The organism is Streptococcus sp. F0441 (assembly GCF_000314775.2).
In the GTDB taxonomy this organism is placed as follows: Bacteria; Bacillota; Bacilli; order Lactobacillales; family Streptococcaceae; genus Streptococcus.
Genome location: NZ_KB373321.1, coordinates 463,836 through 488,312 on the forward strand (window position 1 = coordinate 463,836; position 24,477 = coordinate 488,312).

Sequence of the window (24,477 nt, forward strand, 5' to 3'; positions counted from 1 at the left end):
ACAGTAGGATGGAAACACCAAAAAGACAATTAGGATACCTGGAGAGTATCTCACAAGTTTTAGCATTAAAGCCAGAAAATTTAACTACAGAACATTATGCTATTTGGCAGCTATTCAAACAGACAGATGAGGAGACTTTCTATCAATTAGCTCCTCATCTTTTTGTGACAACGAGTCAGGAAGATCCAATAGTTGTTAGTGAACTAGATGCAACTCCTGAAGGATATCTTTTATTTAAGGAATTAGTAGAGGAGGAAAGAGTATGCCTTTAACAAAAGCACAGGCAAAATCGCTGGATATTTTAGAAGTAGCTCGTAGTCTTGGAATGGAAATGAAGCGAAAGTCACATCGAGAGTATTATTGGGCTGAGCATGACTCGTTTAAGATTGATACTGTGAAGAATACCTGGCATTGGTATTCTCAAAACCTCTTTGGTGATACTATCAATCTCGTGCAACAAATGCAAAATGTCAGCTATAAAGATGCTATGGTATTCTTGGAGACAGGTTCCTTTCCTGAAGCAAAACCAGTAGAGGAAGAGCGAAAACCTTTCAACTATACACTAGCGCATTACGAGCAACCATTTGTAGAGGCAAGAGCCTATCTCAAGGAGATTAGAGGTCTCTCTGATGATACAATCGACTTCTTCCTTGAGAAGGGAGTATTATCCCAAGCTAAACGTAAGGATAAAGATGGTGTTATAGAAGATGTCTTAGTTTTTAAATACTTGGACAGAAATCAGCAACTGGTAGGTGCGAGCCTTCAGGGACTTGTTCCTGATCAAGAACGTCATCCTGGTAAGGGATACTTGAAACAAATCATGTATCAATCTGAGGCTATCAGTGGCTTAAACGTTTCTATAGGGTCTCCTAAGCGTTTAATTGTAACGGAGGCACCAATTGACCTGATGAGCTATTATGAGCTTCATAAGGGCGAATTAAACGATGTTCGACTGGTTGCAATGGAAGGATTAAAAGAGGGAGTATTATCCCACTATGTTCTTGAAATTTTACAGGAGCGAGGGGATATTCCTATGGATGAAAGGGATTATACCAAATCTAGTGAGCTAGCACGTACCTCAAGATTCTTATCTGTTGCAGCAGAAACTTCTACACTTTTCCAAGATCACAAATACGATGATCTCATTACACTGGCAGTTGATCGTGATAAAGCAGGTACAGACTTTATCTCCAAACTACGTGAGAAGAAAATCCCAGTTGTCGATGCAAGACCACCACAACGTGAAGGACAGGAGAAAACAGACTGGAATGAGATCCTGAAGCAGGAAAAACAACTGGAGAAAGACGCACCAGACAACAGTCGTCTTGCCCAGGCACGTCGAAAATTGGAAAGACTAAGGGGTGAACAAGACGAGGCTATTTCAAGAGCTTATTCTCACCAAGCGCTAACAAATGGGCAACCCATGAATGATAAGCGAGGCGGTGCTAGCTTTATGCGTAAGCAAGAACAAATAGAAGGTCAAGTCTTCTCAAAGATGGATGAGATTAGGAAACAGGAAGAGCGAGTAGAGCGCCTGGAGCACCAACAACATTTGAAAGAAATGGGGTTGAATCGTCAGGGAAGTGGTCTGGAGATGAGTGTTCAAAATATACCTAGAATCCGTGAAGAGTTAGAAAAAGCTAAGCGTGGGGAGTCGTTCTTTACCAAAGCTACTCTCAAACGCTATCAAGAAGAGTTGACTAGACTTGAGGCTATATCTGAACAAATGGGTAAAACGAGCATTCAGCCAGCAACTCAAGCCTTAATTGATGAGGGCTTAGTGAATCAGTGGCAAAAACAACCAAATACGTATTTTGTAAAAGGGTTACGAAGAGTTGCCCTGGAGTTGACTGAGGAAGGAGAGTTTCAATTATCTTCACAAACCAAGTATCATCCGAAAACAGATGAGGAAAGACTGAAGGTGGACGAATTACTTGCCAAACAATCACAAATTTCATCTGTGGAAGAAAAACATCCACTAGATAATCAAGAATCTATTGCCAATACAGAGGAGAATGCTGTGAGATTGATGAGCTATGAAGAGGTAAAACGGGAAAATGAAGCATTAACAAAGAGTTTAAATAATCGGATTCAATCTGGAGAATTATCAATTGAATTTGCTCCAGATTTCTATCTATATGATGTCTTTGCGAAGTTAGGAAATAGCCATCCTACAAAATATCTTAGCGATAAAAAAATGGAAGTGTTGTCTCCCATTCATTCACTTTTAAGCTCTATTGATGATCGAACGGTTGATTTATACAAGAAAAAAGGGACTCCTGAGCAGGATTCCTTGTATCAAGCATTGAAACCTCATCAGAGAACTTTGGGAGTAGATATTTCAACTCAGTTCATAGGTGAACTTGCAATAGCAGCCTACAATACCAACAAGCAGATAGAAAGCCTTTCAAGTGACAGTTTTGGCGTCTATTTTGGTGAAAGAACCCTTGATAATCTATCACAATCAATTGAGCGAATGTTGGAGTATCCATTGATTGAATCGGGAACAAGAGACTTTGCCTACGGTTTTGTGACAACACCAAATACATTGTTTCACTATTTGGATGAGCAAGAGGGAGAAGTGGTTTTAAGTCGAGAATTATTGGATAACTTGATGTCACGTCTTGAGACTCATCCTATTAAGATAAAGGAAATCTCAGAAGAAAAAGCTCCTGAGAAATCTCAAGAGCTAGATATGATTTTTGAGCAACAAAAAAACGAGAGGACCAGTGGTAGTCTGGGGTCTTTACAGCCCGAAGCTGAAGGCAGTCCCACACCCGTACCAAAAGCTGGCACCTTTGAACGCTCTGTTACCAGTCGTCCTACGACATCCTCTCATTTACTTTATTTTACCATAAATGAAGAGTTTCAGTCAAGTAACGATGGCTACTATCACTCTATTTCCTTAGATGAATTAACTAAATTGAACCGTCCAATCCGTCGACTAGCTTTGCAAAATGCAGCACAGTATTATTTGGATGAGTTGGCCAACTCAAAGATTTATTATGTCACCCCTGATAAGACTGTACAAGTTCATTTTGAAGAAAAGCACTTCATGCACCTAACAGGAATTAAACCAATTGCATTAGGGCAGACACCCGAGAAAACTTTACATGATTTTGCAGAAGGAAATGGGCATTTTGATAATATTTTATTGGCTAATAATGATGCAGCTTTTGACAAACTAAAGGTCTTATCAGATCTTTCAGTAGCAACAGAAAGTACATCTTTCTATTTTGATGATTTAACTGATCTTAGGCGATATGATGGACGTTTTGATAGTCTTATAAAGTCTGATGATAAAGATATTATCTTGTTATTCAAAGAGTTAGAGGAAGAAAACTATATTCCAATATCAGTTTTTAAGTCTCGGACAAAACTTACCAAGGAACTGGAGACGGTAGATAAAACACCTATTCTTGGCGTATTCCGTGAACGTGATGGCCAGATTGAACAGCTATCAATTAATGAGGAATATGTTAAAGATGGTGGCGAGGAAATGTTATCTATCTTAAAAAATAAGCAGTATGAAGAGGTTCCTAAAGAAATTGAACAAACAACGCTAGAGAACACACTGAATAGCCCCCTACTTGATTCAGCTACGTTTACTCAAGTTCTAGATACTGTTTATAATTTAGGTGTGCCAGGTGATATCTCAAAAACTCCAGAAGAATTTCATCAAGCCTGGAATCAGTATCTTGACTATGCAAAACAGCACAATGATAATTTTGATCAGATTGTTGCTGCAGCTGGAGAAGATCATCTCCTAGATACAAATTCAGATTTTTATAAAGAGTGGGAACAAGACCATATCTATAAGGAAAACTACCATGTACGAGTTCAATGGGCTGAGGAGCGACCAGATGGGCCTAAATTGCCATTTAAAGAAACCGAGCTGATATCTTATCAAGATTTTGCTAGAGAGCTATACAAGGCCAATCAGAGCTTCTATCAGTTACATCAGGAAGGGCTAAAACAAGTGACTGATGGTCACCCAGAAGGCTACATCTCTCCAACAAAGGTCCAGTTTAGTATCTACGCTCCCGATGGTGAACTAATCCAGGATAGCATTCGTTACAATATCGGTGAGGAGATTAACCCAATCGCTCATAAAGAAAGACTTGGAACACGAGAAATGCGAGAGCATCCAGAGTTGATGAAGATAGATGGGGCAATATTCGCTCAGTATCATCTGGAGAGATTGGCGAGTGAGTTAGATATTTCTCAGTTTAGTTACGCTTTGGAAGATACACCTTACGCAGATCAACTTTTGTCTCAAGTGCCTTTCGGAGTATTAGAAAATAGTCCGATTGGTTTTTCAGGTAGTAGTCATGATAGTCGTCTAGGATTTATTTCTTTTGATGGAATGGATAGTGTTGAGGTTGAAAATCTATCTGTTTGGTTTGAGAAGTTGGGTGTCAAGGACTCACCTATGGAACAAGTAGCTCTCGTAGAAAAATGGCAAAAAGAGATTAAAGATTTATCAGAAAAAGTTGAACAAACCATCGAAAACATTCGAGACGAGTTTGAAAAAACACAAGAGGAAGAAATCAAACTAGAAGAACAAGGGCACAACAAGCAGGAGTTGAAACGTGATGCAGATGCTGACGGAGTTTCTGATGATGAGGAGTTGCTGCAGGGAACAAATCCGTATGATTTTAGATCGAAACCAGGTTCTAAACCAGATGTCGAGGAGGGGCTACAAGCGGAAGAAGTTGTTTTAGCAGTTGGTAGTCTTGCAGTCGCAGATTTAACTCAAAATACAGATATAGGACTATACATTCGATTTAATTGGAGTGAAAACAAGGCTATTCGAGATAGTTTTGAAGAAGATGAACTAGTACCATACGAAGAATTTATAGAAATTCTATATTTTGAAAATGAGCGTTTAAGACCTGAAGGAAATGGATATTATAAAACCAGTTTTGATATTGAAAATGAAAAAGGAGAAAGTTATACATTCGGTATAAGATACGATATAGGATCTGAACTATACCCACTTTCTGAGATGATGGATGAAAGATTTTCAGAAGAATATATAGAATATGCTAGTAAATTAGATAAAAAAGCTATAGAAAAGGTTCAATCTGAATTAGATGAAACTAAAAATAATCGGAAAGAAATAATAGATGCCGACGAGGAGCTAAAAGCGGAAGAAGTTGTTTTAGCAACTAGCAGTCTTGCAGTCGCAGATTTTATTCAAAATAAAGATATGGCAGGATTAAGCCGTCATCTTAAAGAAGGAATTAAGGAGTTCCTGGACTCAGATAAGTACAAAGACTATCTAACGAAAATGAGTCAACTAAATAATTATTCTAATCGCAACTTACGCTTAATTCTTGCACAAAATCCTGAAGCAAGGCAAGTAGCTTCTTTCAAACAGTGGAAAGAAAACTTTGGCCGTCATGTAAAAAAGGGCGAGAAGGCTTTACGTATTTTTAAACCTATGACGAAGATCAAAAAGGATGAGAATAACCAACCAATATTGGATAAAAACGGGAAACCAGAAACAGTTACATTCTTTGGTTTAGTACCAGTTTTTGATGTTAGTCAGACAGAAGGAAAGGAGATGCCAAAAGCTGCAGAAGTTAAAGAACAACTGACTGATTTGGACTATGCAAATCTTTACCGTGCCCTGATGGCTATTGCAAAAGAAAATGATGTATCAGTTCGATTTGAAGAGATGGAAAATAATAAGCACGGATATTATTCTGTCCCAGAAAATCAAATTGTTTTGCGTAGTAATGAGATGAACAAGGCCCAAATTATTAAAACTTTCTTACATGAAATGGCTCATGCAGAGTTGCATCATGCAGATAATCCTCAGAAGGAAAATCTAACTAGAAGCACAGCTGAACTTCAGGCTGAAAGTGTCGCTTATGTTGTTTCTTCATACTACGGTATTGATACGTCAGAGTACTCTTTTAATTATCTATCTGGATGGTCTGCTGATAAGGAGACACTTGCTGATTTAGAAGCACAGTTGGATATTGTCCAACAAGAAGCTAAAAGTTTAATGGTTCGGATGGATCAAGCATTGGAACAATTAAGATTGAGTCAAGAGAAACAAACGAAACGTAGTTTTGAGCAAAAACTGGAGAAGTTTAAAGATCAGAATAAGCAAGCTGTCGAAGAACATAAGCAGGAGTTGAAAGCAGATGCACAATCAAAAAAAGAGAAGGGTTTCTCGAAATGACCGAACGGGACACCCAAAATAAACCAAAGGTCAAATTAAAAACAAATCATCATCAAGGAGGACAACAATCATGACCAATGAACAAGAAGAACAACTGATCATCATCCTCTCAGACTTTATTCCAATCATGGATGGAGACAGAGTTCAAGGAGTATTGCCAAATGCTAAAGACTTGACTCGCCAAAAAGTTTTGGAGCAACTAGAGGAAGAACAGTCTCAACTACCTGAAGGAGATCCTGCTCTTTTGGAGTGGGAAGAAGAAAATATTGAGCTACTCAAGATGATTACAGATGAAGAATTTCAAGCTGTACTCACAGAAAAAATCTTACTGACTGAAATACAAATTGGGCAGTCTATTTTCCAACCTCTAACTACTCAACAACTTTCTGTCCTAGCTGAAAAGTTACAAGGTCAGGAAGAAAAAAATGTAGAAAATAGTGATAAGCAATCATCTATTTTCAAAAACATCTTCAGTTGGTTACGATAAAATGTTAGAAGCTGTACTCCAAAAGATATAGAAAAGGGGCTTGGGGATTTCCCCAAAACTGAGAAAATCAAGAAGGAAAACTATAAGGTTCTCCTTCTCTGATTTTTTTAAATTTCGCAAATGGATATCCATTTGCTACGCTTGCCACAAGGAAGTCAGGGGCTGATGCCTGGTCAGAAAATGCCAGAGACTTTGAGAGAAAGAGGATAAAAAATAATGCAGAAACGAGAAAATAGAAAACGCTATATACAAAAATTGATACGACTAACACCAGAGGAAGATCGTCAAATTAAAACGGCGATGGCCCAAATGGGAGTTCCATCTTTTCAATACTATGCGAAGAATCAACTGGTACAAGGGAAGGTGGTTCAAATTGATTTTTCCGAATTGAAAGACCTTCGAGTTGCTATCAATCGAGTGGGTACGAACATCAACCAAATTGCTAAACATGCCAATGAAAATCAAGGGGTTACGCCAGAGGAAGTGGCACAAGTTATTGACTATCTATCTGAGTTGAAAGAGATGGTGGCTGTCAAACTTTCTAGTGCGGAGAAGAAAAGTTTACAGGAACGAAAAGTGAAAACAATAAGGACGTATGACGAATGGTAGTAATCAAAACACCCAAACAAATTAAAACTCCTTCCAATTTAAAAATAGCTGTACGCTATATTCTGAATGAAGCGAAAACTCTTGTATCAGAAACTGCAGAAAGTGATCTTGATTTTCCTCTTGTCTATCATAATGGTGAGCTTCAAATGAAGCTAGTATCTGGAAATGGGATCTCTGATTTTAGTGTAGCAGATGAAGAAATGGTCATGACAAAATTAGCTGCAGCCTTTAAAAAAGGAGATGATGACTTGAAAGAATTATCTTCAGGAAAACAAGTATTGGCTCATCACATTATCCAGTCTTTTTCTCCAGATGATAACTTGACTCCTGAGCAGGTTCATGAAATTGGCCGTCAAACGATGTTAGAATTGACAGGTGGAAATTATGAGTTTGTGATTGCAACCCACACGGATAAAGATCATCTTCATAACCATATCATACTTAATACCACCAATACCTCAACGCTCAAGAAATTTCGCTGGGAAAAGAAAACCTTGAAAAATTTGAGAGCCATTTCGGACAAACATGCGGCACGATATGGAGCTAAAATTATTGAGCCTACTATGAAAAATTCTTATACAAAGTATTCTGCTTGGCGGAGACAAAATAATTATCGGTTTGAAATCAAGGAACGTCTTGATTTTCTTCTGAAGCACTCTTTGTCGTTAGAAGATTTCAAACAAAAGGCAGCTGCGCTTAATCTTCAGATTGATTTCTCTGGAAAATTTGTGAAGTATAAATTGCTCGATCAGCCCCAACAAAGAAATGTCCGAGATGATACATTATCGAAGAAAGGACTCTATTCTCTTGAAAAAATAAAAGAGAGAATTTCTAAGAATCAGTTAGTTTTTGATGTGGAGGAGTTGAAAGAACAATATCAAGAATCAAAAGAAAAAACGGCAAATGATTTTGAATTGAAATTGGAAGTGGAATCCTGGCAGGTCGAGCAAGAAAGCAAGCAAGGCATTTACGTGCAGATGGATATGGGAGCTTTAAATAGTGGTACAATTTTAATACCTTCTCATAAAGTTGATAAAAATGAGGATGGAAATTATACCATCTATATCAAAGAGAAAGACTATTTTTATTTTCTCAATCCTGATCAATCTCAAAAAAATAGGTACATGATGGGCTTGACTGTCGCAAGGCAATTGGCCAAACAAAACGGCGAAACACTCGTTACTAAAAACGCTCAAATTTCCTCTATGCGTGAACTGATTAAGGAATATAATTTCTTAGTTGAGAACGGCGTGACAGACGGAGCACAATTTCAACATTTGGAGGAGCGCTTTAATGAAAAGATAGAGGCTACCCAGGAGGAATTAAGACAGCTAGATGAACGACTTGGACGTTATCATAAAATTGAAGGAGCACTTTTAGCCATCCAGCAATCTCCAGAAAATAGTCTTGCGGCGGTACAACTATTGGATGATTTAGGAGTTCCAAAAGATATGGGACTGGAAGATGTCAGTCAACTGATTAAACAATTCCAAATTGAAAAAGGAGCCTTACAAGAGTTCTTTGACGACACTCTAAAACATTACACAGATTATAGAGATATTAAGGAGCACGTGCGTAGTCGTGAAGAGAAAGTTGACCGACGATTTGAGGATGAAAAAGTCTTGTAGAAGTTTCTGATGTTTTCAATCTAGTCATGATTTCAGTACAGAGAGAACAGTTCTCTTTACATTTGGAAAGAGAACCTTTTCTAGGAATTGCTGGTGAAAAGGAAGGAGAAACTTCATTGCGAAAATAATTATAAATATAATTATAAACATATTGACAAATATAATTATAATGGTATAATAGAAGTATAGAAAAACAGGAGGATATCAAATGAAGATTATCACATTTGCTGCTATTAAGGGCGGTGTTGGGAAAACAACTTTAACATTTAATTATGGGGAATGGCTGGCAAAGAAAGGGCATAAGGTTCTTTTGATTGATCTTGACCATCAGTGCAATTTAACCCAGTGCTATAATATTTACGAGAGCAAGAATACGATTGCTAATGCTTTTAAAGGTGGCGATGTGGATATTAAGCAAGTCAAGGAAAATATCAATCTAATTCCAGGTTCAGTTCAGCTTGACACGGTGGAACGAGATCTGGAGAACAGCGATAAGAAAAATATGCTACTTTATCTTTGGCTAGAGGATAACTACGAAAAGAAGAAGTTGGATCAGTTTGACTATATCTTGATTGATTGTAGACCAGACTTTGCAACAGCTACTAAAAATGCTGTTGCGGTCAGTCACGCTATTATTAGTCCCTTGACTCCTTCAGAGTTTGGTTATAATGCCAAATTCAATCTATCAACTCGGTTAGAAGCATTCAGAAAGGATGTAATTGACTATCGTACAAGGGAATCATACATTACTGCTGAGCTATATTTCTTAGCAAATATGATCCGACCGAACTATGGATCATCAAGAGAGTTACTGGAAGCTCTGGGACTTGAAGCTAAAGAGAAGGGAACAGACAACCTTCTAGGCATCGTACCAGCAAAAGAGTTATTCAATCATTCCACGATTGATAAGATCTCTATTGCAGATATGAAGGAGAATTCTGAGCTTTATCAAAAACACAAAAAGTTTTTCACTGAGCTGGAGCAGACTTTTTCAAAAATTTATGATACAATATAATTATATTTATAAACACAAATACAATTATAAATATAATTAGAAGGAGATTGTCATGGCATTCACACCAAAAGAAAAAGAGATTTCGCAGATTATCGAAGCAACCCATCAACCTGAGCAGATTTCAGATGTAGCCAGCTTTGAAAGTTTTGAACGTAAGAAACAATTTCAGTTTACTTTGAAACCAAGCAATCGGAAAAAATTGGATAAAATTGCTAAAGCAGCTGGAGCAAAGTCTGCATCAGATTATCTTGATAAACTAATCGAAAGTTTATCGTTATAAATATAATTATATTTATAATTAAACAACCTTCCCAATAAGGGAAGGCTTTTATTTTTGAAAGAGTCTTGCAGAAAGTTTGTGATGTTTTCAATCTAGCCATGATTTCAGTACAATAGAGAGTATGTTTAGATTTGATGAAAAAGAATTTGTCGCAGAACTAGATCGCAAACGTGAGCAGCAATTCCTGAAGCGAGTAAGAGATTATGACGAGCAGATTGCTCCCTCCATGAGACTGAGGGGATATAAGCGGATAGATAGTACAGAGAGGACAGTTGTTTTTACATTTGGAGAGGTGACCTTCTCTAGGAATCGCTGGCGAAAGGGAAAGAAAAGTTGTTATCCCGTAGATGAGTGGCTAGGTCTAGAAAAGTATATGCGTTATTCTCCTGAGTTGATTTTTCACATGGCAAAACACGCTTCTATTTTATCCTACCGTGAAGTTTGTCGAACAGTTAAGATGGCTTATCGCCTGGAGATAACAAAGGACGCTGTTTTGAAGTCTGTAAAAATGGCAGGCAGACTCTTTTCAGATAGGGAACGCTATCGGCTTTTTAGAGGTGATGAGCAACCGAAAAAAATCCAGGCAGATAAAATCTACCTGGAGGGAGATGGTGTGCTCGTCAAGACAACATCAAGCAATGATGAACGACACAATACAGACTTAGCCCATTTCCTGATTCATACTGGAGCGAAGAAGGTTGGTAATAATCGGTATGTACTAGAGAATAAGCATGAGATTATCCATACAAGCCATGAACAAGCAAAGGAAGAATTGATAGACTATCTCTATAATCATTTTGAAATCACTGATCGAACTCTTCTTATCACTAACTCGGACAATGGTAAAGGATATTCTCGCAGAGTATTTCAAGAAATTAAGAAGGTCCTACGGATTAAACGTCATGAGCATTTCTGGGATGCCTATCATGTCAATGAAGAACTTAAACGATTCCTGAAGCCGTACCCGTCTACACTACTTGATCTTGCTTTTAAGGCCATCAAAAATCATCAGAAGAGCCTGCTTCAGACCGTACTAGATACAGTTGAATCTCTCATAGAAAGCCAGGAAGCTCTTGATAATTTTTACAATTTTCGTAAGAAATTATTAAGAAATTTCTGTGACACTAGGCCACCTAAACTTAGAGGATTGTCCTCACGTGGTATCGGGGTAATGGAGAGTCAGCACCGAAAGGTCACTTACCGCATGAAACATCGAGGGATGTATTGGTCCATCGAAGGGGCTTGTACTATGGCCAGAATGATACTCCTTGAACGAATTGATCAGCTATACAATCTATTTTTTGGATGTTGGAGACAAGAGTATGAAGAATTTAGGGATACGGGACTAGGTGCAGGATTTCGTATTAACCATAGGCCACACAAAGCTGTTATCAGAAAAAGAGGGCATAAATAATACAAAAGGCAGACAAAAGCCTCTAAAAAAAGATTTTTTAGAGGTGTTTTTGTCATGTTTTTATACAAAATAGTTGCTTTTTTGCCTAATGTGTGTTACAATAATATAGTAAAGAAAAACGAAAAAGGTGCAGAAGCAGCAACTTCTACACCACCGATTAAGACAAAAACACACTTTGCTTAATCAGTCAAACAATATTGTAGCATAAATAGTGCAATATAGTCAAGGGCTGGGGTAAAGTGAGGAACTTTTTCCAGTTTTTTTGTCTGAAAAATCTCGCTTTCTTATTGAGTTATAAGGATATTTGATTATTCCCAAAAATTTAGACACAAACAAGTCTCCTAATTTCCTTGCCAAAATAGAGAAAGTGTGATAACATAGTACGGTATGTGGTGCTAGCACATCCGCTATATTAGATCTAATAGGAGGAAAACACAATGGCTAAAGTATGTTACTTTACAGGTCGTAAGACTGTATCAGGAAACAACCGTTCACACGCGATGAACCAAACTAAACGTGCCGTAAAACCAAACCTTCAAAAAGTTACTGTTCTTATCGATGGTAAACCTAAAAAAGTTTGGGCTTCAGCTCGTGCTTTGAAATCAGGTAAAGTTGAACGCGTTTAATAAAGATGAAAAGACCGCTTAGGTCTTTTTCTTTTGCTCCATGGATAAAATCATTTGAAAAATAGAGTAAATATCTACCAATACAGCATTCTGCTTTTACACTTGGGCTGAAATATGATAAAATAGAGTATCAACTAGTTGAGGTAAAAAAAATGACTGTAAAAATTAATACAAAAGATGGTCAAATCGAACTGACAGATGAAGTGATTGCAACCGTAGTAGGTGGTGTCGCAACTGAGATTTTTGGAGTGGTCGGTATGGCTAGTAAAAATGCCCTCAAAGACAATTTCCAAGCCCTCCTTCGTAAGGAAAATTATTCTAAGGGTGTTGTCGTGAAGGCAGCCGAAGATGGTAGCATCGCAGTTGATGTTTATACCGTGTTGAGCTACGGAACAAAGATTAGTGAAGTCTCAAAAAACATTCAAGAGCGTGTTCGTTTTAGTCTAGAAAATCAACTAGGAATTACTGCTCAGACTGTGAATGTCTACATTCAAAATATCAAAGTTGTAGGAGAATAATCGTGTCAAAAATTACTACCAGTTTATTCCAAGAGATGGTGCAAGCTGCATCAACTCGTTTGAATAAGCAAGCAGAATATGTCAATTCATTAAACGTCTTTCCAGTTCCAGATGGAGATACTGGGACAAACATGGGAATGACCATTGAAAATGGTGCGAAAGAAGTAGCAGACAAGCCTGCTTCTACAGTTGGAGAAGTAGCGAGCATTCTTGCCAAAGGGCTCTTGATGGGTGCGCGTGGGAACTCAGGGGTTATCACTTCTCAGCTCTTCCGTGGCTTCTCTCAGGCTATCAAGGGAAAAGATGAATTAACAGGTCAAGACTTGGCTCTTGCCTTCCAATCTGGTGTCGAAGTAGCTTATAAAGCGGTTATGAAACCAGTTGAAGGAACCATTTTGACTGTTTCTCGTGGTGCTGCCATTGGGGCTAAGAAAAAAGCCGAGGAGACAGATGATGCTGTTGAGGTCATGCGTGCAGCCTTGGAAGGCGCGAAAGCAGCTTTGGTTAAGACACCAGAAATGCTTCCAGTCCTTAAGGAAGTTGGTGTGGTAGACTCAGGTGGTCAAGGTTTGGTCTTCATTTACGAAGGCTTCCTTTCAGCTCTTACTGGTGAATACAGTGCTTCTGAAGACTTTGTAGCGACTCCTGCCAACATGAGTGAAATGATCAATGCAGAGCACCACAAGTCTGTAGCAGGGCATGTGGCAACTGAGGATATTACCTTCGGTTACTGTACGGAGATCATGGTAGCCCTCAAACAAGGTCCAACTTATTCTAAGGACTTTGACTACGATGAATTCCGTAACTACTTGAATGACTTAGGTGACTCTCTACTTGTTGTCAATGATGATGAAATCGTCAAAGTTCACGTCCATACAGAAGATCCAGGTCTTGTCATGCAAGAAGGTCTTAAATATGGTAGCTTGATCAAGGTCAAAGTGGACAACATGCGTAATCAACACGAGGCGCAAGTTGAAAAAGAAGCAACTCAAGGAAACAAGCCTGCTGAAACAAAAGAGTATGCCCTTATCGCAGTAGTAGCTGGTCAAGGTTTAGCAGATATCTTCCGTGCCCAAGGTGTGGATTATGTCATCGAAGGTGGGCAGACGATGAACCCTTCAACAGAAGACTTTATCAAGGCTGTTGAACAGGTCAATGCTCGCAACATCATCTTCTTGCCAAACAACAAAAATATCTTTATGGCAGCTCAGTCTGCGGCTGAAGTGCTTGAACAACCTGCTGTTGTGGTAGAAGCACGTACAATTCCTCAAGGGTTGACGAGTCTTCTTGCCTTCGATCCAAGCAAGTCTATCGAAGAAAATAAAGAACGCATGACTGCAGCCCTTGGTGATGTCGTAAGCGGTAGTGTAACAACAGCCGTTCGTGATACAACTATCGATGGATTAGCAATTCATGAAAATGACAATCTTGGTATGGTAGATGGGAAAATCCTCGTATCAAACCCTGACATGCACCAAACTTTGACTAAAACATTGAAACATATGTTGGATGAAGACAGTGAAATCGTAACCTTCTATATTGGTGAAGATGGAAGTGAAGAATTGGCTAACCAAATCGCCCAAGAAATCACAGAAGAATTTGAAGATGTTGAAGTAGAGATTCACCAAGGTCAACAACCTGTATATCCATATCTTTTCAGTGTGGAATAAAAATTTAATCGATTAAAAAGAAAGTTGATTTTGCAACTTTCTTTTTTTTATGACATTTGTCATATTTCCTGGTGACAGAAGCATCTAGCTCCGCTAACTTCAAAGGACTATAATTGAAGTATGAAATGGAGGAAGAAGAAATGAAAAATAAAATGATTGTCGCAGTGAGTTTAGTAGCAGCAGGAGTTATGACCTATCTCATGTTTTCAGGATTGGACGAGGTTTTCTACCATTTTCCTTGGGAGCTCTTTGCTGGCTTTGGAATGATGTCTTGGCTTGTCAGAGAAGGTTTGAAATTGGTCAGAGATGTGAAAAAGGAGTTTGAGGAATGAAAAAAACAATCATCTATCTCTTTATCGGCCTGTCACTCTTGGTATGGTTAGTGGAAATGTTTACTGGTTGGTTTGACCAAACCTTGATTCGCCAATTTATTCGTGGTGCTTGGGGTTTTGGATTTATGATTTTCGTTGTTTTCCCTATGGGAATGAAGTGGTTGAAAGGAGAATCTCATGACTGTGATTAAAGTTGAGAAATTGAGTAAGAAAATACAAGACAAGGAGATCTTGCGAAACATCTCCTTTGAAATCAACGATGGTGAATGTGTCGCCTTGATCGGGCCTAACGGAGCAGGAAAAACAACCTTGATTGATTGCCTCTTGGGCGACAAGTTCATGAGCTCAGGACATGTAGCCATTCAAGGCTTTGCACCAACAGATCCTCGATTAAAACAGCTTATTTCTGTCTTGCCTCAAGAAAATGCAGTTGTTCAAAGCTTGAAAGTGAAAGAACTTCTATCATTTTTCAAGTCACTTTATCCCGACAGTCTTTCAGATAACGAAATTGATGACTTGCTGAGATTCTCAGACAAGCAGAAAAATCAGCTAGCGGGCAAGTTATCTGGTGGGCAAAAACGTTTGTTCTCTTTCGTGTTGACTTTAATAGGTCGTCCGGAAATTCTATTTTTAGACGAGCCAACTGCTGCCATGGATACGTCGACACGTCAGCATTTTTGGGAAATTGTCAATCGGTTAAAGAAAAATGGTGTCACCATTGTCTACTCTTCTCACTATATCGAAGAGGTAGAACATACGGCTGACCGCATTTTGGTGCTCCATAAGGGAGAATTGATTCGCGATACGACGCCTTATGCTATGCGTGGTGAAGAACAAGAAAAACATTTTACGGTACCTCTAACTTATCAGGAAATTATCAGCACTTTGGACCAGGTTCAAGAGATTGAAATCAAGCAAAATGCTCTTTCCTTCACAACCAAAGAAGCCAGCCAAGTATGGAAAGCCTTACAAGAACAGGGCTGCACGATCGAAGAAATTGAAGTTCGCAATCGAACTCTCTTAGACAGTATCTTCGAAACGACTCAAGACTAAAGGAGATTGATGATGAAAAATATGACAAGTCTCATGAAAGTGGAAATCATTCTGATGAAACGGCAAGCAGTCTACTATTTGCTATCTATCGGACTCCCAAGTGTGTTTTACCTTATCTTTTCTGGTATGATGTCAGGGTCAGATATTCCAGAAATTGTTCTTCAAGCCTATCTTTTTGCCATGACGCTCTTTAGTATCATGTCAAGCGCCTTTTTCAGTATCCCTAGCACACTCGAGTCTGACAAGACAAACAACTGGCAAAAATTGATTCAACATTCTCCTGTATCTATGGTAGAATATTATGTATCAAAACTGTTCAGTACTCTGCTGACTTTCTTGTTATCAATTATAGTTGTTTTTTCGGTTGGTCATTTTGTCCGTGGAGTGACTCTGCCTTGGCTTGATTGGTTGGTGATTGGAGTTATGTTGCTGGTCGGAAGCGTGGTCTTTATCAGCATGGGGGTCTTGGTGAGCTTACTTCCCAGTGCTCAACTGATGACGGTTATTGGAAATATTGCCTATATTGCTTTGGCGGTCCTAGGTGGACTGTGGTTCCCTTTGACTTCCTTCCCAGAATGGCTCCAATCTATTGGAAAACTGACTCCAACCTATCAACTGATGCAGGTTGTCTCTTCCTATTTGGAACACCATGAATTTAATATTCTTGCCGCCTTGGTTGTGCTAGGTTATACAGTTTTCTTTGGTGTCTTGGTAATCCAACTGAAAAAACGGATCGAGGTAAAATAAATCTATGTTGGAAAAATTAAAAAACACTCATTATATGTTTCATATTTCAATAGTGTTTATCATCTTTCCTATAGCGGGTGTCATCGTTGGAGAGTACCCGCTTTTAACCTTGTTATGGACCTTACTATTTGTTCTTGCCTTCTACGCGGTTTTAATCAGTCAGAATCGCACCGTGCAGTGGCTAGCTTGGTGGATCATGCTTGCCTACATTTTTTACAGTTCCATCTGGCTAAATGCGAGCTTCGCTTGGTTTATCTTTTATTTATCTAATCTCCTTATTTATGAGCTGGATGAGGTTTCTTTCCACTCTTGGCGTTTTGTCAGTTTTGTTGTCTTACAACCGATGATTTTAACTGGAATCTCTATGGTTGGTCAAGTTAGTCCCTGGCACCTCCTCTTTTTCTTGGTGACCTTTATCGTTTCTGATGCCTTGACCTTCGGTCTTTATCGGATTCAGGTATCTGAACAGATAAAAGAAGAAAAGATGAAACAAAATGCCAAGCTCAGTCTTTTCTTGGCTGAAAATGAACGCAGTCGTATCGGCCAGGATCTCCATGACAGTCTAGGCCATACTTTTGCTATGTTGAGTGTGAAGACGGATCTTGCCCTCCAGCTTCTTCAAATGCAGGCCTATCCTCAAGTGGAAAAAGAATTAAAAGAAATTCATCAGATCAGTAAAGAATCCATGAATGAAGTTCGTACCATCATTGAAAATCTTAAAACCAGAACCCTTGCCTCCGAATTTGCGACTGTCAAAAAAATGCTAGAAATTGCAGGAATTGAAACGGAAATCAATCACCAACTAGATACAGCTAGCCTAACTCAGGAATTAGAATCAACGGCCTCCATGATTTTGCTTGAGTTAGTGACCAATATTATCAAACATGCCCAAGCGTCGAAAGCTTACTTAAAATTAGAACGGACAGAGAAAGAGCTCATTCTAACAGTGAGAGATGATGGCTGTGGCTTTGTTTCTCTAAAGGGGGATGAGCTCCATACAGTCCGAGATCGTGTTCTTCCATTTTCAGGAGAGATAAAGGTGATCAGTCAGAAGCAACCGACTGAGGTGCAGGTTCGACTACCTTATAAGGAGAGAAACTAAGATGAAACTACTTGTTGCAGAAGATCAAAGTATGTTGCGAGATGCCATGTGCCAGTTGCTTGCCTTTCAACCAGATGTAGAGTCTGTCTTACAAGCCAAGGATGGGCAAGAAGCAATCCAACTCTTAGAAAAGGGGACCGTAGATATCGCCATTCTTGACGTAGAGATGCCTGTTAAGACAGGCCTTGAAGTCTTGGAGTGGATACGAGCAGAAAAGGCGGAAACAAAGGTGGTTGTGGTGACGACTTTCAAGCGCCCCGGCTATTTTGAACGTGCGGTCAAGGCTGGAGTGGATGCTTATGTCTTAAAAGAAAGAAGCATTGCGGACCTTATGCAAACCTTGCACACTGTTCTCGAAGGACGCAAGGAATATTCGCCTGAATTGATGGAAGTGGTGATGACGCATCCCAATCCGTTAACAGAGCAAGAAATAGCGGTTTTAAAGGGAATCGCTCAGGGCTTATCCAACAAAGAAATTGCAGACCAACTCTATCTATCAAATGGAACTGTCCGAAACTATGTCACCAATATTCTTTCCAAGCTAAATGCAGGCAATCGAACAGAGGCAGCCAACATCGCAAAAGAATCTGGTTGGCTTTGATAAGAAAGATAAAAAACAACTCAAATGATTGCTAAATTGAAGGAAATCCATACTAGAATGTAGGAGGCAAATTGCCTCCTTTTTTTGTTTAGAAAAGCAGTGAAAGCCAGTGTCAAAGAGTTAAAAGATCAGAATAAAAATGAAAAATATCTTGACAATGAAGGAAAAATTGTGTTACAATAACAGACGGTACTTTTTACTTTTGGTCTCTCAAAAGTGTACAGGGACGTGCTGACAAATGTTGCAAAAGTACACACAGATGGTAGCTGTCACCAAGTGTATCATCACCAAAAATAAAAAAACACAGGAGAATGTAGATGCCTACAATTAACCAATTGGTTCGCAAACCGCGTAAATCAAAAGTAGAAAAATCTAAATCACCAGCTTTGAACGTTGGTTACAACAGTCATAAAAAAGTTCAAACAAACGTTTCTTCACCACAAAAACGTGGTGTAGCAACTCGTGTTGGAACAATGACACCTAAAAAACCTAACTCTGCCCTTCGTAAATTTGCTCGTGTACGTTTGAGCAACCTTATCGAAGTTACTGCCTACATCCCAGGTATCGGACACAACTTGCAAGAGCACAGCGTGGTGCTTCTTCGTGGTGGACGTGTAAAAGACCTTCCAGGGGTACGTTACCATATCGTCCGTGGTGCACTTGATACTGCAGGTGTTAACGATCGTAAACAAGGCCGTTCTAAATACGGTACTAAACGTCCAAAAGCATAAGGAAAGGGGATAAAGAGAAATGAGTCGTAAAAATAGAGCTCCAAAACGTGACGTATTGCCAGATCCGCTTTACAATTCACAACTAGTTACTCGTCTTATCAACCGCGTTATGCTTGATGGTAAACGTGGTACAGCTGCTTCAATCGTTTACGGTGCTTTTGAGCAAATCAAAGAAGCTACTGGCAACGATGCACTTGAAGTATTTGAAACAGCGATGGGAAACATCATGCCTGTACTTGAAGTACGTGCACGTCGTGTTGGTGGATCTAACTACCAAGTCCCAGTTGAAGTTCGTCCAGAACGTCGTACAACACTTGGACTTCGTTGGTTGGTAACCATTGCTCGTCTTCGTGGTGAACACACAATGCAAGACCGTCTTGCAAAAGAAATCTTGGATGCTGCGAACAACACTGGTGCAGCAGTTAAGAAACGTGAAGACACTCACCGTATGGCTGAAGCTAACCGTGCCTTCGCACACTTCCGTTGGTAAGATAGGATGCGAAAGCGTTAAGAAAGTCCCAGAGAAAATAGGGAATCGAAGCAGGTTGCGATTGCAACCAATGAGATTCATCTTTTTCTCCAGACTTTTAGCTTGAGCTCAACTAGATCATGATGCTAGAAACGGTAAGGATGCACGGTGAAAATAGGAAACTGACGCAGTATTCGATGAATACCAGGAAGTTTATCTTTTTCACACAGCATCCCGTTCCGGCTCAAATCGGCTAGCTAACTTTAGCCCGAGTTCAATTCAACTTATCTACAAGTTGAAACCAACAAAAACAAGATAAACATTGAGAACGGGTAGGTCCTGCCTATCCGTTTTTATTAAAATCGTGTTATAATAGAATAGAAATCAAAAATAAATAGGAGAAACAAACCTCATGGCACGCGAATTTTCACTTGAAAAAACTCGTAATATCGGTATCATGGCTCACGTCGATGCCGGTAAAACAACAACTACTGAGCGTATTCTTTACTACACTGGTAAAATCCACAAAATCGGTGAAACTCACGAAGGTGCGTCACAAATGGACTGGATGGAGCAAGAGCAAGAACGTGGTATCACTATCACATCTGCTGCGACAACAGCTCAATGGAACAACCACCGCGTAAACATCATCGACACACCAGGGCACGTGGACTTCACAATTGAAGTACAACGTTCTCTTCGTGTATTGGACGGTGCGGTTACTGTTCTTGACTCACAATCAGGTGTTGAGCCTCAAACTGAAACAGTTTGGCGTCAAGCAACTGAGTACGGAGTTCCACGTATCGTATTTGCCAACAAAATGGACAAAATCGGTGCTGACTTCCTTTACTCAGTAAGCACACTTCACGACCGTCTTCAAGCAAACGCACATCCAATCCAATTGCCAATCGGTGCTGAAGATGATTTCCGTGGTATCATCGACTTGATCAAGATGAAAGCTGAAATCTATACAAACGACCTTGGTACAGATATCCTTGAAGAGGATATTCCAGCTGAATATCTTGAACAAGCACAAGAATACCGTGAAAAATTGATCGAAGCAGTTGCTGAAACTGATGAAGATTTGATGATGAAATACCTCGAAGGTGAAGAAATCACTAACGAAGAATTGAAAGCGGGTATCCGTAAAGCTACTATCAATGTTGAATTCTTCCCAGTATTGTGTGGTTCTGCCTTCAAAAACAAAGGGGTTCAATTGATGCTTGATGCGGTTATCGACTACCTTCCAAGCCCACTTGACATCCCAGCGATCAAAGGTGTTAACCCAGATACAGATGAAGAAGAAACTCGTCCAGCATCTGACGAAGAGCCATTCGCAGCTCTTGCCTTCAAGATCATGACAGACCCATTCGTAGGTCGTTTGACGTTCTTCCGTGTTTACTCAGGTGTTCTTCAATCAGGTTCATACGTATTGAATACTTCTAAAGGTAAACGTGAACGTATCGGACGTATCCTTCAAATGCACGCTAACAGCCGTAAAGAAATCGACACGGTTTACTCAGGTGATATCGCTGCTGCCGTTGGTTTGAAAGATACGACAACTGGTGACTCATTGACTGATGAAAAAGCTAAAATCATCCTTGAATCAATCGACGTTCCAGAACCAGTTATCCAATTGATGGTTGAGCCAAAATCTAAAGCAGACCAAGACAAGATGGGTATTGCCCTTCAAAAATTGGCTGAAGAAGATCCAACATTCCGTGTTGAAACAAACGTTGAAACTGGTGAAACAGTTATCTCTGGTATGGGTGAGCTTCACCTTGACGTCCTTGTTGACCGTATGCGTCGTGAGTTTAAAGTTGAAGCGAACGTAGGTGCTCCTCAAGTATCTTACCGTGAAACATTCCGCGCTTCCACTCAAGCACGTGGATTCTTCAAACGTCAGTCTGGTGGTAAAGGTCAATTCGGTGATGTATGGATTGAATTTACTCCAAACGAAGAAGGTAAAGGATTCGAATTCGAAAACGCAATCGTCGGTGGTGTTGTTCCTCGTGAATTTATCCCAGCGGTTGAAAAAGGACTTGTAGAAGCAATGGCTAACGGTGTCCTTGCAGGTTACCCAATTGTTGACGTTAAAGCTAAACTTTACGATGGTTCATACCACGATGTCGACTCATCTGAAACTGCCTTCAAGATTGCTGCATCTCTTGCACTTAAAGAAGCTGCTAAGACTGCACAACCAGCTATCCTTGAACCAATGATGCTTGTAACTATCACTGTTCCAGAGGAAAACCTTGGTGATGTTATGGGTCACGTAACTGCTCGTCGTGGACGTGTAGATGGTATGGAAGCGCACGGTAACAGCCAAATCGTTCGTGCTTACGTTCCACTTGCTGAAATGTTCGGTTACGCAACAGTTCTTCGTTCTGCATCTCAAGGACGTGGTACATTCATGATGGTATTTGACCACTACGAAGATGTACCTAAGTCAGTACAAGAAGAAATCATTAAGAAAAACAAAGGTGAAGAATAATCTGTCTTCGCAATAGAAGGAAGTCACTTAGTGGCTTCCTTTTTTTGTCTTTAACTATTCATTTTTGCTGAATATAGTATACAAATTTGGTCGCTAAGTGAGAGAGTTACTAATTTTATCCAGAAAGAAAATATTCTAATTTGATAAATTAAAGTAAATAAAGGTTCCTAATTCCGTAGAAAAGTTAATAAAAATGAGAAAAAGATTCATAAATACACTTTTAGATAGAAAATTCAGAAAATTGCTTCTTTTATCTTGAAAAATTTTGAAAAAATGGTATGATAGTAACAAGCTATTTTTAAGAGAAGAGAAAGGGGAACAATGGAGAAAATCAGTTTAGAATCTCCTAAGACGGGGTCGGACCTAGTTTTGGAAACACTTCGTGATTTAGGAATTGATACCATATTTGGCTATCCTGGTGGTGCAGTCTTGCCTTTTTATGATGCGATATATAATTTTAAAGGCATTCGCCACATTCTAGGACGCCATGAGCAAGGTTGTTTGCACGAAGCTGAAGGATATGCCAAATCAACTGGAAAGTTGGGTGTTGCTGTCGTCACGAGTGGACCGGGAGCTACAAATGCCATTACAGGGATTGCAGATGCCATGAGCGATAGCGTTCCCCTTTTGGTCTTTACAGGTCAGGTGGCGCGTGCAGGGATTGGGAAGGATGCCTTTCAGGAGGCAGACATCGTGGGCATTACCATGCCAATCACTAAGTACAATTACCAAGTTCGTGAGACGGCAGATATTCCTCGCATCATTACGGAAGCTGTCCATATCGCAACGACAGGTCGTCCAGGGCCCGTCGTGATTGACCTACCAAAAGACGTATCCGCCTTAGAGACAGATTTCATCTATTCACCCGAAGTGAATTTGCCAAGTTATCAACCGACTCTAGAGCCAAATGACATGCAAATCAAGAAAATCTTGAAGCAATTGTCAAAAGCCAAGAAACCTGTTTTGTTAGCAGGCGGTGGTATCAGCTATGCGGAAGCTTCTAAGGAGCTTAATGAGTTTGCAGAACGCTACCAAATTCCAGTCGTGACCAGTCTTTTAGGGCAAGGTACGATTGCAACGAGTCATCCCCTCTTCCTAGGGATGGGAGGCATGCACGGTTCTTTCGCGGCCAACATTGCAATGACTGAAGCGGACTTTATGATTAGTATTGGTTGCCGTTTCGATGACCGATTGACTGGAAATCCCAAGACCTTCGCGAAGAATGCTAAGGTTGCTCACATTGATATTGACCCAGCTGAGATTGGTAAGATTATCAGTGCAGATATTCCTGTGGTGGGGGATGCTAAGAAAGCCTTGCAGATGTTGTTGGCAGAGCCAACTGTTCATAACAATACCGAAAAATGGATTGAAAAAGTCACTAAAGACAAGAACCGCGTTCGTTCTTATGATAAGAAAGAACGTGTGGTTCAACCCCAGGCTGTTATTGAACGAATCGGTGAATTGACAAATGGAGATGCCATTGTTGTCACAGACGTAGGTCAACACCAAATGTGGACAGCTCAGTATTATCCTTACCAAAATGAGCGTCAGTTAGTCACTTCAGGTGGTTTGGGTACCATGGGCTTCGGAGTTCCTGCAGCTATCGGAGCCAAGATTGCAAATCCAGAAAAAGAAGTCATCCTTTTTGTTGGTGATGGTGGCTTCCAGATGACCAACCAAGAATTAGCTATCCTAAACATCTACAAGGTGCCGATTAAGGTTGTCATGTTGAATAACCACTCCTTAGGAATGGTTCGTCAGTGGCAGGAATCCTTCTATGAGGGTAGAACTTCCGAGTCAGTCTTTGATACACTTCCTGACTTCCAGCTGATGGCACAGGCTTACGGTATCAAAAACTATAAATTTGATAATCCAGAGACGATAGAGAAGGATCTAGAAGTCATTCTGGAGGATGTGCCGATGTTTATCGAGGTGGATATTTCTCGTAAGGAACAGGTTTTACCGATGGTACCAGCTGGTAAGAGCAATCATGAGATGTTGGGGGTGAAGTTCCATGCGTAGAATGTTAACTGCAAAACTACAAAATCGTTCGGGAGTCCTCAATCGCTTTACAGGTGTCCTATCTCGTCGTCAGGTCAACATTGAGAGTATCTCAGTTGGTGCGACAGAGAACCCCAATGTATCTCGTATCACCATCATTATTGATGTAGCTTCTCATGATGAAGTAGAGCAAATCATTAAACAACTGAATCGACAGATTGATGTGATTCGCATTCGAGATATCACAGATAAACCACACTTGGAAAGAGAAGTTATCTTGGTGAAGGTATCTGCTCCTGCTGAAAAACGTGCAGAAATCTTGGCCATTATACAACCTTTCCGTGCAACGGTAGTAGATGTGGCTCCAAGCTCCATCATTATCCAGATGACTGGAAATGCTGAAAAGAGTGAAGCTTTATTGCGAGTGATTCGACCATACGGTATTAAAAATATCGCTCGTACGGGTGCAACTGGATTTACCCGCGACTAAAAATCCAACTTAAA

At 39.8% G+C, this 24,477-nt stretch carries 23 protein-coding genes; all 23 read left to right on the top strand.

Annotated features, from left to right (window positions below):
• Positions 1–8: 8 nt before the first annotated feature.
• The 23 genes from HMPREF9188_RS02205 (at position 9) to ilvN (ending at position 24,463) form a co-directional block, all read left to right on the top strand.
• On the top strand, positions 9–272 hold the full coding sequence (locus tag HMPREF9188_RS02205) for a hypothetical protein (RefSeq protein WP_009729760.1): 264 nt from the start codon (positions 9–11) through the stop codon (positions 270–272).
• Positions 263–6,196 (top strand): PBECR4 domain-containing protein, encoded by a 5,934-nt coding sequence (locus HMPREF9188_RS10465; protein ID WP_009729761.1) that lies wholly within the window; start codon positions 263–265, stop codon positions 6,194–6,196. Before HMPREF9188_RS02205 ends, HMPREF9188_RS10465 begins: the two co-directional genes overlap by 10 nt.
• A 70-nt stretch (positions 6,197–6,266) precedes the next feature.
• A complete protein-coding gene (locus HMPREF9188_RS02215; RefSeq protein ID WP_009729762.1) occupies positions 6,267–6,683 on the top strand; it encodes a hypothetical protein in 417 nt (138 codons plus the stop codon).
• A 216-nt stretch (positions 6,684–6,899) separates the two neighbouring features.
• On the top strand, positions 6,900–7,292 hold the full coding sequence (gene mobC, locus HMPREF9188_RS02220; protein ID WP_001171916.1) for a plasmid mobilization relaxosome protein MobC: 393 nt from the start codon (positions 6,900–6,902) through the stop codon (positions 7,290–7,292).
• Positions 7,286–8,920 (top strand): relaxase/mobilization nuclease domain-containing protein, encoded by a 1,635-nt coding sequence (locus tag HMPREF9188_RS02225; protein WP_009729763.1) that lies wholly within the window; start codon positions 7,286–7,288, stop codon positions 8,918–8,920. Before mobC ends, HMPREF9188_RS02225 begins: the two co-directional genes overlap by 7 nt.
• A gap of 208 nt (positions 8,921–9,128) precedes the next feature.
• Positions 9,129–9,935, top strand: a complete 807-nt coding sequence (locus HMPREF9188_RS02230) for a ParA family protein (RefSeq protein ID WP_009729764.1) — start codon at positions 9,129–9,131, stop codon at positions 9,933–9,935.
• 52 nt (positions 9,936–9,987) lie between these two features.
• Positions 9,988–10,215, top strand: a complete 228-nt coding sequence (locus HMPREF9188_RS02235) for a hypothetical protein (protein WP_000896112.1) — start codon at positions 9,988–9,990, stop codon at positions 10,213–10,215.
• A gap of 121 nt (positions 10,216–10,336) precedes the next feature.
• Entirely contained in the window at positions 10,337–11,629 is a 1,293-nt protein-coding gene (locus tag HMPREF9188_RS02240; RefSeq protein WP_009729765.1) for an ISLre2 family transposase, read from the top strand.
• Positions 11,630–11,683: 54 nt separating this feature from the next.
• A complete protein-coding gene (locus HMPREF9188_RS10110) occupies positions 11,684–11,812 on the top strand; it encodes a hypothetical protein (RefSeq protein WP_009729766.1) in 129 nt (42 codons plus the stop codon).
• A 254-nt stretch (positions 11,813–12,066) separates the two neighbouring features.
• Complete coding sequence (rpmB, locus tag HMPREF9188_RS02245) at positions 12,067–12,255, top strand: 50S ribosomal protein L28 (RefSeq protein WP_001140948.1); 189 nt, start codon at positions 12,067–12,069, stop codon at positions 12,253–12,255.
• A 152-nt stretch (positions 12,256–12,407) separates the two neighbouring features.
• Positions 12,408–12,773, top strand: coding sequence for an Asp23/Gls24 family envelope stress response protein (locus HMPREF9188_RS02250; RefSeq protein ID WP_009729767.1), 366 nt, complete (start codon positions 12,408–12,410; stop codon positions 12,771–12,773).
• Positions 12,774–12,775: 2 nt separating this feature from the next.
• Complete coding sequence (locus tag HMPREF9188_RS02255; RefSeq protein ID WP_009729768.1) at positions 12,776–14,443, top strand: DAK2 domain-containing protein; 1,668 nt, start codon at positions 12,776–12,778, stop codon at positions 14,441–14,443.
• 125 nt (positions 14,444–14,568) lie between these two features.
• A complete protein-coding gene (locus tag HMPREF9188_RS02260; protein WP_033588892.1) occupies positions 14,569–14,775 on the top strand; it encodes a hypothetical protein in 207 nt (68 codons plus the stop codon).
• Positions 14,772–14,966: a hypothetical protein gene (locus tag HMPREF9188_RS02265; RefSeq protein ID WP_009729770.1), complete on the top strand. Its 195-nt coding sequence runs from the start codon at positions 14,772–14,774 to the stop codon at positions 14,964–14,966. The genes HMPREF9188_RS02260 and HMPREF9188_RS02265 overlap by 4 nt, the downstream gene beginning before the upstream one ends.
• Positions 14,953–15,828 (top strand): ABC transporter ATP-binding protein, encoded by an 876-nt coding sequence (locus tag HMPREF9188_RS02270; RefSeq protein ID WP_009729771.1) that lies wholly within the window; start codon positions 14,953–14,955, stop codon positions 15,826–15,828. Before HMPREF9188_RS02265 ends, HMPREF9188_RS02270 begins: the two co-directional genes overlap by 14 nt.
• Positions 15,829–15,840: 12 nt before the next feature.
• The gene (locus tag HMPREF9188_RS02275; protein WP_009729772.1) at positions 15,841–16,575 is read left to right on the top strand and encodes an ABC transporter permease; all 735 of its coding nucleotides are present in this window, start codon (positions 15,841–15,843) and stop codon (positions 16,573–16,575) included.
• Between the two features lie 4 nt (positions 16,576–16,579).
• Complete coding sequence (locus tag HMPREF9188_RS02280; protein WP_009729773.1) at positions 16,580–17,677, top strand: sensor histidine kinase; 1,098 nt, start codon at positions 16,580–16,582, stop codon at positions 17,675–17,677.
• A 1-nt stretch (position 17,678) separates the two neighbouring features.
• The gene (locus HMPREF9188_RS02285) at positions 17,679–18,278 is read left to right on the top strand and encodes a response regulator transcription factor (RefSeq protein ID WP_009729774.1); all 600 of its coding nucleotides are present in this window, start codon (positions 17,679–17,681) and stop codon (positions 18,276–18,278) included.
• Between the two features lie 317 nt (positions 18,279–18,595).
• Entirely contained in the window at positions 18,596–19,009 is a 414-nt protein-coding gene (rpsL, locus tag HMPREF9188_RS02290) for a 30S ribosomal protein S12 (RefSeq protein ID WP_001142332.1), read from the top strand.
• 19 nt (positions 19,010–19,028) lie between these two features.
• Positions 19,029–19,499 (top strand): 30S ribosomal protein S7, encoded by a 471-nt coding sequence (gene rpsG, locus HMPREF9188_RS02295; RefSeq protein ID WP_009729775.1) that lies wholly within the window; start codon positions 19,029–19,031, stop codon positions 19,497–19,499.
• A gap of 391 nt (positions 19,500–19,890) precedes the next feature.
• Positions 19,891–21,972 (top strand): elongation factor G, encoded by a 2,082-nt coding sequence (gene fusA, locus HMPREF9188_RS02300; RefSeq protein WP_000090342.1) that lies wholly within the window; start codon positions 19,891–19,893, stop codon positions 21,970–21,972.
• Between the two features lie 321 nt (positions 21,973–22,293).
• Positions 22,294–23,994 carry an acetolactate synthase large subunit gene (locus tag HMPREF9188_RS02305; RefSeq protein WP_009729776.1) on the top strand — a complete coding sequence of 567 codons (1,701 nt, stop codon included), beginning with the start codon at positions 22,294–22,296 and terminating at the stop codon, positions 23,992–23,994.
• The gene (gene ilvN / locus HMPREF9188_RS02310; RefSeq protein WP_009729777.1) at positions 23,987–24,463 is read left to right on the top strand and encodes an acetolactate synthase small subunit; all 477 of its coding nucleotides are present in this window, start codon (positions 23,987–23,989) and stop codon (positions 24,461–24,463) included. The genes HMPREF9188_RS02305 and ilvN overlap by 8 nt, the downstream gene beginning before the upstream one ends.
• The last annotated feature ends 14 nt before the right edge of the window (positions 24,464–24,477 follow it).

Excerpts from the sequence above, each read along its gene's own strand:
- HMPREF9188_RS02205 (WP_009729760.1), top strand. The coding sequence starts at position 9 with ATGGAAACACCAAAAAGACAATTAGGATACCTGGAGAGTATCTCACAA.
- HMPREF9188_RS10465 (WP_009729761.1), top strand. The coding sequence starts at position 263 with ATGCCTTTAACAAAAGCACAGGCAAAATCGCTGGATATTTTAGAAGTA.
- HMPREF9188_RS02215 (WP_009729762.1), top strand. The coding sequence starts at position 6,267 with ATGACCAATGAACAAGAAGAACAACTGATCATCATCCTCTCAGACTTT.
- mobC (WP_001171916.1), top strand. The coding sequence starts at position 6,900 with ATGCAGAAACGAGAAAATAGAAAACGCTATATACAAAAATTGATACGA.
- HMPREF9188_RS02225 (WP_009729763.1), top strand. The coding sequence starts at position 7,286 with ATGGTAGTAATCAAAACACCCAAACAAATTAAAACTCCTTCCAATTTA.
- HMPREF9188_RS02230 (WP_009729764.1), top strand. The coding sequence starts at position 9,129 with ATGAAGATTATCACATTTGCTGCTATTAAGGGCGGTGTTGGGAAAACA.
- HMPREF9188_RS02235 (WP_000896112.1), top strand. The coding sequence starts at position 9,988 with ATGGCATTCACACCAAAAGAAAAAGAGATTTCGCAGATTATCGAAGCA.
- HMPREF9188_RS02240 (WP_009729765.1), top strand. The coding sequence starts at position 10,337 with ATGTTTAGATTTGATGAAAAAGAATTTGTCGCAGAACTAGATCGCAAA.
- HMPREF9188_RS10110 (WP_009729766.1), top strand. The coding sequence starts at position 11,684 with ATGTTTTTATACAAAATAGTTGCTTTTTTGCCTAATGTGTGTTACAAT.
- rpmB (WP_001140948.1), top strand. The coding sequence starts at position 12,067 with ATGGCTAAAGTATGTTACTTTACAGGTCGTAAGACTGTATCAGGAAAC.
- HMPREF9188_RS02250 (WP_009729767.1), top strand. The coding sequence starts at position 12,408 with ATGACTGTAAAAATTAATACAAAAGATGGTCAAATCGAACTGACAGAT.
- HMPREF9188_RS02260 (WP_033588892.1), top strand. The coding sequence starts at position 14,569 with ATGGAGGAAGAAGAAATGAAAAATAAAATGATTGTCGCAGTGAGTTTA.
- HMPREF9188_RS02265 (WP_009729770.1), top strand. The coding sequence starts at position 14,772 with ATGAAAAAAACAATCATCTATCTCTTTATCGGCCTGTCACTCTTGGTA.
- HMPREF9188_RS02270 (WP_009729771.1), top strand. The coding sequence starts at position 14,953 with ATGACTGTGATTAAAGTTGAGAAATTGAGTAAGAAAATACAAGACAAG.
- HMPREF9188_RS02275 (WP_009729772.1), top strand. The coding sequence starts at position 15,841 with ATGAAAAATATGACAAGTCTCATGAAAGTGGAAATCATTCTGATGAAA.
- HMPREF9188_RS02280 (WP_009729773.1), top strand. The coding sequence starts at position 16,580 with ATGTTGGAAAAATTAAAAAACACTCATTATATGTTTCATATTTCAATA.
- HMPREF9188_RS02285 (WP_009729774.1), top strand. The coding sequence starts at position 17,679 with ATGAAACTACTTGTTGCAGAAGATCAAAGTATGTTGCGAGATGCCATG.
- rpsL (WP_001142332.1), top strand. The coding sequence starts at position 18,596 with ATGCCTACAATTAACCAATTGGTTCGCAAACCGCGTAAATCAAAAGTA.
- rpsG (WP_009729775.1), top strand. The coding sequence starts at position 19,029 with ATGAGTCGTAAAAATAGAGCTCCAAAACGTGACGTATTGCCAGATCCG.
- fusA (WP_000090342.1), top strand. The coding sequence starts at position 19,891 with ATGGCACGCGAATTTTCACTTGAAAAAACTCGTAATATCGGTATCATG.
- HMPREF9188_RS02305 (WP_009729776.1), top strand. The coding sequence starts at position 22,294 with ATGGAGAAAATCAGTTTAGAATCTCCTAAGACGGGGTCGGACCTAGTT.
- ilvN (WP_009729777.1), top strand. The coding sequence starts at position 23,987 with ATGCGTAGAATGTTAACTGCAAAACTACAAAATCGTTCGGGAGTCCTC.